The 11,426-nt window shown below is 60.8% G+C and carries 8 protein-coding genes; 4 read left to right on the plus strand and 4 right to left on the minus strand.

The features are described 5' to 3' along the window. Window positions 1-12: 12 nt before the first annotated feature. Both glnA and ACI3GR_RS07900 read left to right on the plus strand, forming a co-directional pair. Window positions 13-1,416, plus strand: a complete 1,404-nt coding sequence (gene glnA, locus ACI3GR_RS07895) for a type I glutamate--ammonia ligase (protein ID WP_407493563.1) — start codon at window positions 13-15, stop codon at window positions 1,414-1,416. A gap of 308 nt (window positions 1,417-1,724) precedes the next feature. Beyond that, a complete protein-coding gene (locus tag ACI3GR_RS07900; RefSeq protein ID WP_407493564.1) occupies window positions 1,725-2,504 on the plus strand; it encodes a hypothetical protein in 780 nt (259 codons plus the stop codon). A 1-nt stretch (window position 2,505) separates the two neighbouring features. Here ACI3GR_RS07900 and ACI3GR_RS07905 read toward each other — a convergent pair whose 3' ends face one another. Together ACI3GR_RS07905 and ACI3GR_RS07910 are read right to left on the minus strand one after the other, a co-directional pair. Beyond that, window positions 2,506-3,243 (minus strand): heme-dependent oxidative N-demethylase family protein, encoded by a 738-nt coding sequence (locus ACI3GR_RS07905; protein ID WP_407493565.1) that lies wholly within the window; start codon window positions 3,241-3,243, stop codon window positions 2,506-2,508. 48 nt (window positions 3,244-3,291) lie between these two features. After that, window positions 3,292-4,488 carry a DUF2254 domain-containing protein gene (locus ACI3GR_RS07910; RefSeq protein WP_407493566.1) on the minus strand — a complete coding sequence of 399 codons (1,197 nt, stop codon included), beginning with the start codon at window positions 4,486-4,488 and terminating at the stop codon, window positions 3,292-3,294. A 169-nt stretch (window positions 4,489-4,657) separates the two neighbouring features. Here ACI3GR_RS07910 and ACI3GR_RS07915 point away from each other — a divergent pair, with 169 nt between their 5' ends. Together ACI3GR_RS07915 and ACI3GR_RS07920 are read left to right on the plus strand one after the other, a co-directional pair. Then, complete coding sequence (locus ACI3GR_RS07915) at window positions 4,658-7,066, plus strand: GcvT family protein (protein ID WP_407493567.1); 2,409 nt, start codon at window positions 4,658-4,660, stop codon at window positions 7,064-7,066. A 9-nt stretch (window positions 7,067-7,075) separates the two neighbouring features. Then, a complete protein-coding gene (locus ACI3GR_RS07920) occupies window positions 7,076-7,675 on the plus strand; it encodes a nucleotidyltransferase family protein (RefSeq protein WP_407493568.1) in 600 nt (199 codons plus the stop codon). A gap of 69 nt (window positions 7,676-7,744) precedes the next feature. Here the strand turns inward: ACI3GR_RS07920 and ACI3GR_RS07925 are convergent, their stop codons facing one another. Then, a complete protein-coding gene (locus tag ACI3GR_RS07925) occupies window positions 7,745-8,014 on the minus strand; it encodes a DksA/TraR family C4-type zinc finger protein (RefSeq protein ID WP_407493570.1) in 270 nt (89 codons plus the stop codon). Between the two features lie 319 nt (window positions 8,015-8,333). Beyond that, a partial coding sequence (locus ACI3GR_RS07930) for an Ig-like domain-containing protein (protein ID WP_407493571.1) occupies window positions 8,334-11,426 on the minus strand: 3,093 nt, incomplete at its 5' end.

Below are 11,426 nucleotides of genomic sequence, written 5' to 3' on the forward strand. Positions count from 1 at the left end.
AGGGAAAAGAGAATGAGCAACAAGGTTCTCAAACTCATGAAGGACGAAGAGGCGGCATATGTCGATATCCGCTTCTGTGATCCGCGTGGACGTCTGCAGCACGTCACCGTGATCGAAAGCGAAGTTGACGAAGACTTCCTCGAAGAAGGCTTCATGTTCGACGGCTCGTCCATCGCAGGTTGGAAATCGATCGAAGCATCGGACATGAAACTCATGCCCGACCTCGACAGCGCCTACGTCGATCCGTTCTACGCGGAAAAAACCATCGCGATCCATTGCTCGGTCGTGGAACCCGACACCGGTGAAGCCTACGACCGTGACCCGCGCGGCACTGCCCAGAAGGCAGAAGCCTACCTGAAGTCCTCCGGCATCGGCGACATCTCCTACTTCGGTCCCGAAGCGGAATTCTTCCTGTTCGACGACGTGAAATACTCTGTCGCGCCGAACAAAGTGTCCTTCGAGGTCGATGCAGACCACGCAGCTTGGAACACCGACGCTGATTTCGAAATGGGCAACCTGGGCCACCGTCCGACCTACAAAGGCGGCTACTTCCCAGTGAACCCGTCCGACGATGGTCAGGACATTCGTTCCGAAATGCTGTCCACCATGAAGCGCATGGGCATGAAGGTCGACAAGCACCACCACGAAGTGGCGACCTCGCAGCACGAACTGGGTCTGATCTTCGGTTCGCTGACCGAACAAGCCGACAACCTGCTGAAGTACAAGTACGTCATCCACAACGTCGCACAGGCCTATGGCCGTTCCGCGACCTTCATGCCGAAGCCGCTCAAGGGCGACAACGGTTCCGGGATGCACGTGAACATGTCCATCTGGAAAGACGGTAAGCCCCTGTTCGCAGGCGACAAATACGCCGACCTTTCGCAGGAAGCGATCTACTTCATCGGTGGTATCCTCAAGCACGCGAAATCGCTGAACGCCTTCACCAACCCCTCGACCAACTCCTACAAGCGTCTGGTCCCGGGTTACGAAGCGCCCGTTCTGCGCGCCTACTCCGCACGCAACCGGTCTGGCTGTGTCCGTATCCCATGGACCGAATCGCCCAAAGCGAAGCGCGTCGAAGCACGTTTCCCCGATCCGGCGGCAAACCCCTACCTGTGCTTCTCGGCCCTGCTGATGGCTGGCCTCGACGGCATCAAGAACAAGATCGATCCGGGCGAAGCCATGGACAAGAACCTGTACGATCTGCCGCCTGAAGAACTGGCCGATATCCCGACCGTCTGTGGTTCGCTGCGCGAAGCCATGGAAGAGCTGGAAAAGGACATGGACTACCTGCTGGCAGGCGACGTGTTCACCAAAGACCAGATCGCTGGCTACATCGACCTGAAGATGGAAGAGATCGAGATGTACGAAATGACGCCGCACCCGGCCGAATTCGCACTCTACTACTCCTGCTAATTCCTTACCGGAATACACGCGAAACGGGCGCCACTTGGCGCCCGTTTTTTTGTGCTCACCCACTAATGTGGTGAACAAAGCGATCAAAATCCCGAAGATTAGCCGCTAATTTTCAACGCTTTAAGGCATATTAACGTCAAATGTCGTGTACGGCGGCGCGCCCGACACAATCCCTGCGATTTACGTTGAGATTCCGACAATATGCCGCGACTTTTCCCGAATGCGCCGAATTTTCCCGGAATGGTGGCAGAATTTTTCCCCATTTCACCGACACACTCGTCTTCAGGATAAAACCTGGAGGGAAGAAAATGACCCGTCACACCACGCAAGAAGCGACCCAAGCCAACCTGACCTTTGCCGGTCAGCCCCTGTTCACCATCGACATGCTGCGCGATCTGGCCGTGCAGGCCTTGGTCCCCTTTGGCCTAGGCGCCGGGCCCGACAGCCTGACCCGAGCCGACAGCCTTCTGATCGACGCCGGTCCTGTCACGCTGCATCTGTATCTGTCCGACGGCAGCGCCGATGGCACCGCACCTCGCGTCAACATCTCGGTCGATAAGACCCGCGACAGTGAAGCGCTGCACCCCCGCGCTCATATCGCCCTGCTGGCCGAGGTGACTTCGATCCTGATCGAACATATGGGCGGCGATACCGTCCTCTGGGGCGCCGAAAACGTCGCCATCCCCGCGACCCGCTTTCAGGCAGCCTTCACCCCCATGCGCGACCGCTCGGCTGATGAGGTGATCCATATCACCCCGCGCCGTCCCGGCCGCACTGCTGCGCCCCAGCCCACCGTCCAGCCCGAGCCGATCACCCTGCCCCCGCTAGCCTTCGACGCACCTGACCTGACCGGCATCTTCCGCGAAGAGGCGCTGGAGCCTCAGGACAATGCCCCCTCTGGGGCCACCAGAGCCGCGACGTTGGCCACGACCGCATCGGTCGCGGTAATGGTTCCTGCGATCGGCGTGCCCCTGGCAGTCTACCAGGCGGTCAAAGGCGGTGACATCCGCGTCTCGACCCAGGCCTTCGCGCTTAGCGCGGTGCTGACAGGGATGCTGCCGTCAATGTCTTACCTGCCGTTTTTCTGATCTAGGACAAAGGTTTACGCACGACGAACGTATGAATGCCAAACACCACCGCCCGCGTCTGTGGCAACCTTAGGATCGTCTGACGCTCTGACCGGATAAACCGCTGCTGGCCCTCATCCCCGTACTTGGGCACACCCTCGGCCCTTGGCTGGAACAGCGCCGGATCAACATAGCCAAGCGCATTGTAGCGCCACAAAGGACGCCCGACCTGCACCCCGTCGAACAGACGTTGCACCCGTCTGGCAATATCGTCGTCATAGGACGGCACAGGCACATGGATACGGATCAACGGACGGTCGATTTTTTGCGCCAGCATCCATCCCGCCGGGAAACACAGAACGGCACCGGTCAGGACATGCTCATCCCCGCCGTCTGGCTTTTGCAGCAGGCAGAAATCCTGCTGGACCAATCGCCCTAATGCGCCAAGCGGATCGTTCCGATCCAAAGTCACGCGCACCCCGTCGGGGCGCTGCACGATGTCTGCGTCGATCAGGTAGCCTTCGTCCCCCGCCAGATCGTCCAGCACGGCCTGCAACAGTTCCTCAGCGGCGGCGCGGCCCGCGTCAGTCAGGGCAATCACTTCGTCCCGCCGGGTGGTAATCAGCTGATCCCGCAGCGCCATCTGCTGTGCAAAGACCTCGTCCCGGATCACCCAATCAGCCGGATCAAGGGGCGCGATGCCCGGCAGGCTTTTTTCGCCCGTATCATAGGGAATTCGGTCGTGCAGGATCAGGCTCATACGCACAGCTAACCCTGCTGCGCGACGATTGGCCAGAGCCATTCTGCACTAGACCGATAGGTCCAGAATATCCTTCGTCTCTGCCTTGTCGATCGCCGCCAGAACGACGCGCGCGGCCTCGGCCAACTGCGGGTCATCATGGTTGCTAAGTGGTTTCAGCGAACCACGCAGGGCGATCACGACCTCTGGATGCGACACCCCGTCCCGCGCGATGGCGGCCAGCGTCTCCATCACCAGATTACGCCGATCCAGCGACGGCACATAGAGCCGGTCATAACGCGCATCCGCCTCATCCTCGGCCACGTCAGACAAAAGCACCCGCGCGATCCGCCGGACCATGTCCACCGCCGTGCCCGGATCGTTGATCCCCGGCGACAGGGCGCGCTGCCCGATCTCGGTCAGGTTCAGCAGGGAAAAGCCGGGGTCCTGTACGTAATTCCGAAGCGACCCGATCGACACGTTGTTGCGGATCGCTTTTTCGCAGGTCTCACCGCCCTTGATATAACCCAGCACCTCACCCCGGTGCACAAAGGACCCGACCGAGATGGCAAGGTGGATCTCTCCCTCTGCCTCCTCCGCCGCCTCTTGCAGCCGGTCCTGATAAATCTGCTGGACATAGCCGGTGTGCTCTGCCCGCACGGGATCACAATCTGTAACGTTATCAGGATCATAAGGATGCGCGCCGAGTGAGGCATGATCGCAGCGCAGCTTATACGCCTGCAGCGCTTTGTCTTCGGTCCGACCGGCCGTTTCGATCAGGCTGCCCAAAAGTTCAAGATGCGAAATCCAGCGCACGATGGCGATCACGATCAGTGCCACGACCATCAGGGTGACAAAGAACAGCACCACCAATTCTTCGCCCTCGAACACTTGCGTTTCACGCAGGATGATTGTGATCAGCGCGTAAAGATACGCGCCGACAAAGGTTGCCAGAACGGTGTGCGTCGTCGTGTCCTGCAACAGGATCTGATGCGCCCGCGGCGTCCACAGCGACGACACGCTTCGGTGCGACGCGACCATGACGGTCAGGGAAAAGGTCGTCACCGTCAGCATCGAATTGGCGATGATCGACAGGATATGATCCACCGCGTCCGCGCCGATCCGATCCTTCAGCCCAAAGGGAATAAACCCGCCCAGCAGCTTGGCCACCACAATGGCCAGCACGGAACACAGCGCGATCAGCAAAACGCGCACGATCAGCCGCCGTGAAAAGGCATGAATTTGGCGCAACAGGGTGGGCAGCATCGCATTGTCCTTGTGGTCTGCCCCATAATTAGAGCACGCGCGCCGAAAGTGCAGGCCAAATCAACCGGCTGCGCCCAGATGTTTCGGAAACGACATGTCGTGTCGTGAACACACTTGCCCCCGCGCCCCCGCCCGCACCACCATCGCCTCAAAGCCAAGGGGAGCCGCCATGAAAACCACCACCCAAGTCGCAGTGATCGGAGGCGGCGTCGTCGGCTGTTCGGTCCTTTATCACCTGACCAAACTGGGCTGGACGGATGTCATGCTGCTGGAACGGGCCGAATTGACGGCAGGGTCCACTTGGCACGCGGCAGGCGGGTTCCACACCATCAACGGTGATACCAACATGGCCGCCCTGCAGGGCTATACCATCAAACTTTACAAAGAGTTGGAGGAAATCACCGGCCTGTCCTGCGGCTTGCACCACACCGGTGGCGTCACCCTTGCCGACAGTCAGGATCGCTTCGATCAGCTTCTGGCCGAACGCGCCAAACACCGCCACATGGGGTTGGACACCCGCATCGTCACTCCGGACGAAATCAAGGACTTCGCCCCCATCACCAATGTCGACGGCATCATCGGCGGGCTTTACGATCCGCTGGACGGGCACCTTGATCCCTCGGGTACCACCCACGCCTATGCCAAGGCCGCGCGGATCAATGGCGCTGCGATCCACACACACACCAAGGTGCTGGAAACCAACCCACGCCCGGACGGCACATGGGACGTGGTCACCGACAAGGGCACCATTCACGCCGAACATGTGGTCAACGCTGCCGGCCTCTGGGCGCGCGAAGTGGCCGCCATGGCAGGCTATTACGCACCGCTTCACCCGATGGAGCATCACTACCTCGTCACCGAGGATATTCCCGAAATCAAAGCCCGCGACAGCGAACACCCGCATGTCGTCGACCCGTCTGGCGAATCTTATCTAAGACAAGAAGGTCAGGGTATATGCATAGGTTTTTACGAGAAAAAACCGAAACCCTGGGCCGTTGATGGCACCCCTTGGGATTTCGCTGCCGAACTGCTGCCCGACGATCTGGACAAGATCAGCGACAGCATCGAATTCGCCTACCGCCGCTTCCCGGTACTGGCCGATGCAGGTGTAAAACGCGTGATCCACGGCCCCTTCACCTTTGCGCCCGATGGTAACCCGCTGGTCGGTCCCGTGCCCGGTCTGCGCAATTACTGGTCCGCCTGCGCGGTGATGGCCGGCTTCAGTCAGGGCGGCGGCATCGGGTTGATGCTGGCGCAATGGATGGTGCACGGCGAATGCGAACGCGACACCTCGGCCTTCGACATCGCGCGCTATGGCAACTGGATCGGCAAGGGCTACACCCGCCCCAAAGTGATGGAGAACTACCAGACCCGATTCTCTGTCGCCTATCCGAACGAAGAAAAACCCGCCGCACGGCCCCTGCGCCGCACCCCCATGTGGGATGTCTTCGACGGCATGGGCGCGGTCTGGGGGCATGCCTATGGCCTTGAGGTGGTGAACTATTTCGCCGCCGACGGCGAGCCGCGCTACGAAACGCCGTCCTTCCGCCGCTCCAACGCCTTTGCCGCCACGGGACGCGAGGTCGCCGCCGTCCGCGACAGCGTCGGCATCAACGAAATCCACAACTTCGGCAAATATTCCGTCACCGGCCCCGGTGCGCGCGACTGGCTGGACAAGGTGATGGCAGGACGCATCCCGCAACCCGGCCGCATCTCTCTTAGCCCCATGCTCAGCCACGCGGGCCGGATCATCGGCGATTTCACCATCTCCTGCCTCGGGGCTGACGATTTCCGCCTCACGGCCTCTTACGGCGCGCAGGCCTATCACTCCCGTTGGTTCGCACAGAACATGAGTGGTGACGTCCAAGTCACGAATATGTCTGACAAATGGAACGGTTTTCAGATCGCCGGACCGAACGCCCGCAAGCTGCTGGCAGACGTCGCGGGGCACAGCGTCGACGACATCAACTTCCTCGATGTACGGCGCATGACGCTTGGCCTGCTGGACGTGGTGGTGCAGCGCGTCAGCTATACCGGCGATCTGGGATTCGAGATTTATTGCGACCCGCTGGAACAGCGCACCCTGTGGGACATGCTGACCAAGGCCGGCGAAGCTTACGGTCTGAAACCCTTTGGCATGCGCGCGATCATGTCCCTGCGGCTGGATCGGCACTTCGGCTCTTGGCTGCGGGAATATTCGCCCGACTACACACCGGCCGAAACCGGGCTCGACCGCTTCATCTCGTGGAAGAAACCCACCGATTTCATCGGCCGCGCCGCTGCTGAAAAGGCGCGACAGGACGGGCCAAAACGTCAGCTTTGCATGTTCGAAATCGACGCCGACGACGCGGATGTCAAAGGCTACGAACCGCTGTGGCTGGACGAAGAGGTCGTGGGCTATTGCACCTCTGGCGGCTATTCCCACCACCTTGGAAAATCCATGGCCCACGCCTTCGTGCCGACCGACAAGATCGCCCCCGGGATGGAGGCCGAGATCGAGGTGCTGGGCGTCCGCCGCAAGGCCCGCCGCATCGACAGCCCGATTTTTGATGCAGACGGAGCGCGTATGCGCGGCTAATCTGCGCCCATGACAGCAAGCGTGACACTGGCAATCCTCCTCCTCGCCGCCGGGGCATCATCGCGCATGCGCGGCGGGGACAAGCTGATGGAACAGGTGGATAGCGCGCCCCTGATCGCCACGATGGCGCGGCGCGCCTTGCCCGTCGCGCCCACGGTGATCGCCGTGCCCAGCTTGACCCACCCGCGCGCCGCGGCGCTTGCGGCGCTTGGTGTCACGCTGATTCCTGTGCCAGATGCCGATCAAGGCATGTCCGCCTCGATCCGTGCCGGGATCGCCGCCCTGCCCGCAGACAGCGCCGCGATGATCCTGCCCGCCGATATGCCAGAGATCACGACCCGAGACCTCATCACCATGGCGCAGGCCTTTGCCGAGGCACCTGACCAAATCCACCGCGCCACCACCGCGGACGGCACGCCCGGCCATCCGGTCATCTTCCCCGCCCACATGCTGAAAGACTTGGCCAAGCTTACTGGCGACCAAGGCGCCCGCACCCTGCTCAAGACCGCCCCGATCACCAAGGTTCCCCTGCCCGGCAGCCACGCAACGACGGACCTCGACACGCCCGAAGCCTGGGCCGCGTGGCGATCAAGGGCCAAAGCTCAATAACCTGGCACCCTGCTTCTTTGGTCCTGAAAATATCCTCGCCGAAGGCCATGCCGCGCCAGCGGCATTCCCTCACTTAAGCTGAGAATCCTTTGATCCCCGCCGATTGATCCCGCCGCGTGCCGCCCGTGCTCCATCACGCTCCTGCTGGCAATCGATGCACAGTTTCACGCCCGGAATGGCCAGCCGTCGTTTTTCGGGGATCTCTTCTTCGCATTCCGCGCAATGGGTCAGGCTTTCGCCCTGCGGCCCCGACCGGGCCCGCATCCGCGTCAGCTCATCCTCGATGGATGCTTCGATCTGTTCGCTTACCGCGCCATCGCGCGCCCAACCACCGGCCATGCAAAACCCTCCGTCTTATGACAAAGGTAGGCCCGGACAGATTGGAAACCAAGTCAGAACCCGGCCAGTCCAATGCCCGATACTGACATGCACATGACAGTGGCAGCGACCAAAAGGCTCCACCGTGCGACGCCTAGAACTAAATCCATCTGAAATCCCCCCGGAAATCAGCCCAACAAGGGCATTGAATGAAATCCGGGACACGCGCCGATCGCCTGAAAATACAGGCCATCACCTGCGCGTGTCCCAGAGTGTGACCGGTGCCCCCGCCCCGATCAGGTAAAAACACCGGGCCCATGGGGGCCCGGTGTTCGCTGCATTACTTGGTCAGCAGTTTCGCTTCGTGCTTCTTCAGCGTCCGACGTGCCGCGTGGTAATCTTCACGGCCCTTCTCGGTCGCCAGCTCCGGGAACAGCTCCAGGATTTCCTGACGCTGCGCGTTGCCCAGACCGTCCAGGGTCTGGTGACCCGGCTGGAAGCTTTCGGTCCACGACCCATCCGACAGCACGACCTCGTGCTGGTCGAACATGAAGTGGATGTACTGCGTCCGCATCGTATCCACTCGGTTCACACCGGCCAGACCCGTCAGGTGCTTGGCAGCGACCAGAACTTCACGCTCTTCGAAGTAAAGAGCCGTCTTGTCGTTGTTCACCAGAACACGGTGGTTCGGCGACACCAGCATGTCACGCTCCGGCAGACCGTAGCCAAGCGACCCTTTCTGGATCAGCACCGGCTTTAGGTGCTCCTGCTGCAGGAAGTCACGTCCCATCAGGTCCTTATGACCGGTCCAGCGAATTTCCTGGATACCGTTGTCACGAGTGATGACACGATCGCCTTCACGCAGGGTTTCGACCAGAACCTCACCTTTGGGCGTCGCGATCAGCGTACCCGGGGTGAAACACGGGATGACGTTTTCGATTTCTTCGAAGTCTGCACGTCCGATCGGGTTCAGATCGTCTGCAGCGCCGTAGAACTCGACGTAGCCATCTTCGCGGTCCGCACTGGTGTACTTGACCTCGATCCGACCGCCGGCCGGAGCAGAGCCCCGCAGGTCCAGCGTATCGTAGTCGACCAGGTTACCCGAGCCGCCGTCGATGTCATCGCCGACCGTCGCGCCAAGGAACAGGTCTTCGTCGTTCGTGCCGCCGAACATCGTGTCGGCCCCGTCACCACCGGTGATGGTGTCGTTCTGGGCACCACCGTCGATGCTGTCGTCACCCGAACCGCCGTACAGCTCGTCCTCACCGGTGTTGCCAAGGATGGTGTCATCCCCTGCGTCACCCATGATGGTGTCGTCATCCTGACCACCCGAGATCGAGTCGTCGCCCGAGCCACCTTCGATGCTGTCAAAGCCGGTTCCGCCACCCAGGGTGTCGTCACCTTGTCCGCCCAGAACGGTGTCGTTGCCGCTCTCGCCGTAGGCTTCGTCATCGTCGATGCCAGCATCCAGGTAATCGTTGCCGGTGCCACCATAGAGGGTGTCATCGTCGTCCATACCCAGGATGGTGTCGTTACCGGCACCGCCATAGACCAGGTCCTTACCGTTGATCGGAACCGGATCGGGGTTCACAGGGTCATCGTCGATCGCCTGACCGAACAGCAAGGAGCTGTCGCCCGCGTTGATCGAGTCATCGCCCGAGTTGCCGAAGATCGTATCCGACCCGTGACCACCGGTGATGTCGTCGTCACCACGGTTGCCTTCGATGTAATCGTCATCGATGCCACCGTCGATGGTGTCGTCGCCCGACCCGCCAAGGATGCTGTCCGCATCGTCGCCGGTTTCGATCCAGTCGTTACCCGCACCACCCAGAACGGTGTCTTTACCGTCGTTCGGGTTCGGGTCCTTCGTGATGCCGGGGTAACCCGGAACCGGGAACTTCGGATCGTCGCCCGAGTAGTCCGAGAAGGTGTCGATACCAGCAAGGATCGTATCGTCGCCCGAGTTGCCTTCGATGTAGTCGGCACCTTGGATATCGTCGATCAGATCATCGCCCTGACCACCATAGACTTCGTCGTTGTCGATGCCCGGGTTGATCTCATCGTCGCCGGAACCACCGTAGATCGTGTCACGGTCGTCGCCGGTGTTGATGGTGTCGTCACCTTCGTCACCGAATACGATGTCACGGTCGTCGTTCGGGTCGCTGTCGACCGGCGTACCGGGGAAGATTTCCTCATCCGGCAGACCATCCGGCCCGCTGGTGATCGAGTCATCGCCCGAGTTGCCGTTGATCGAGTCATTACCCTCGCCACCGTCAACCGTATCGTCGCCAGAGCCTGCAACAACCGTGTCGTCACCGCTGTAGGCTTCGATCAGGTCATCGTCACCGCTGGTCGGGTCCAAGGCATCCTCGGCATCGACCATGTCGCCTTCCGGGTCACCAGTATAGTCGTCATCGATCAGGTCGTCACCGCTTGTGCCTTCCACGATGCCGTCTTTCTGCGGCCCGTTCGGATCCGTCACCTTGACCGTGATGGTCGCAGTGTCCGACCCGCCCTCGTCGTCCGTCAGCGTGTAGCTGAAGGTTTCGGTACCGACAAACGTCGGGTTGGGCGTATAGACCACTTGGTTGTTGACCACGACCGCGGTGCCATTGGTCGGCTCCTGACCTGGTTCGATCGAAACCGTCAGGTCCGCCGGAACATCGTCGACGTCGGTGTCGTTGGCCAGCACGTCGATCGTGACAGGCTGTGCAACATCGGTGTCGTCCATGTCGTCGTTGGCGATTGGATCATCGTTCACCGGGTTCACCTTGACGGTGACAGTGCCAGTGTCGGTTGCACCCGAAGGATCCTGAACCGTGTAGGTGATCTCATCCGTGCCGAAGAAATCGGCAGGCGGCGTGTAGTCGATCGTCCCATCCGGCTTGACCGTGATGTTACCACCTTCTTTCGACACAGGCGTGCCTTTGAAGGTCAGCGGATCATTGTCAGGATCGCTGTCGTTGCCAAGCGGATCGATGTTGACCAGCGTGTCCTCATCGGTTTCCGCCGGGTCATCGACAGCCACCGGCGGCTGGTTGCCACCACCGTTGTTGTCGACTTTGACCGTGACCGTCGCGGTATCGGACGCACCATCGTCATCCGTCAGCGTGTAGCTGAAGGTTTCGGTGCCCACGAAGCCCGCGTCCGGCGTGTATTCGATCTGGCCGTTCGGCAGCACCGTCGCAGTGCCGTTGGAAGGCTCCTGCCCGGGTTCAATCGTGACAGTCAGATCGGCCTTGGCATCGTCCACGTCGGTGTCGTTGCCCAGCACGTCGATGGTGACCATGGTGCCGACGTCCGTGTCGTCCATGTCATCATTGGCAACTGGCGCATCGTTCACCGGCGTCACGTTCACCGTGATCGTCGAGGTATCGGTGTTCCCGTCCGTGTCCGTGATCGTATAGGTCAGCGTTTCCGTGCCGTTGAAGTT

It is taken from the genome of Pseudooceanicola aestuariicola, from assembly GCF_045763785.1.
Lineage (GTDB): Bacteria > Pseudomonadota > Alphaproteobacteria > Rhodobacterales > Rhodobacteraceae > Pseudooceanicola.

What these genes read in the sequence shown, in the direction of transcription:
- glnA (WP_407493563.1), top strand. Translation starts at nt 13, where the DNA reads ATGAGCAACAAGGTTCTCAAACTCATGAAGGACGAAGAGGCGGCATAT.
- ACI3GR_RS07900 (WP_407493564.1), top strand. Translation starts at nt 1,725, where the DNA reads ATGACCCGTCACACCACGCAAGAAGCGACCCAAGCCAACCTGACCTTT.
- ACI3GR_RS07905 (WP_407493565.1), bottom strand. Translation starts at nt 3,243, where the DNA reads ATGAGCCTGATCCTGCACGACCGAATTCCCTATGATACGGGCGAAAAA.
- ACI3GR_RS07910 (WP_407493566.1), bottom strand. Translation starts at nt 4,488, where the DNA reads ATGCTGCCCACCCTGTTGCGCCAAATTCATGCCTTTTCACGGCGGCTG.
- ACI3GR_RS07915 (WP_407493567.1), top strand. Translation starts at nt 4,658, where the DNA reads ATGAAAACCACCACCCAAGTCGCAGTGATCGGAGGCGGCGTCGTCGGC.
- ACI3GR_RS07920 (WP_407493568.1), top strand. Translation starts at nt 7,076, where the DNA reads ATGACAGCAAGCGTGACACTGGCAATCCTCCTCCTCGCCGCCGGGGCA.
- ACI3GR_RS07925 (WP_407493570.1), bottom strand. Translation starts at nt 8,014, where the DNA reads ATGGCCGGTGGTTGGGCGCGCGATGGCGCGGTAAGCGAACAGATCGAA.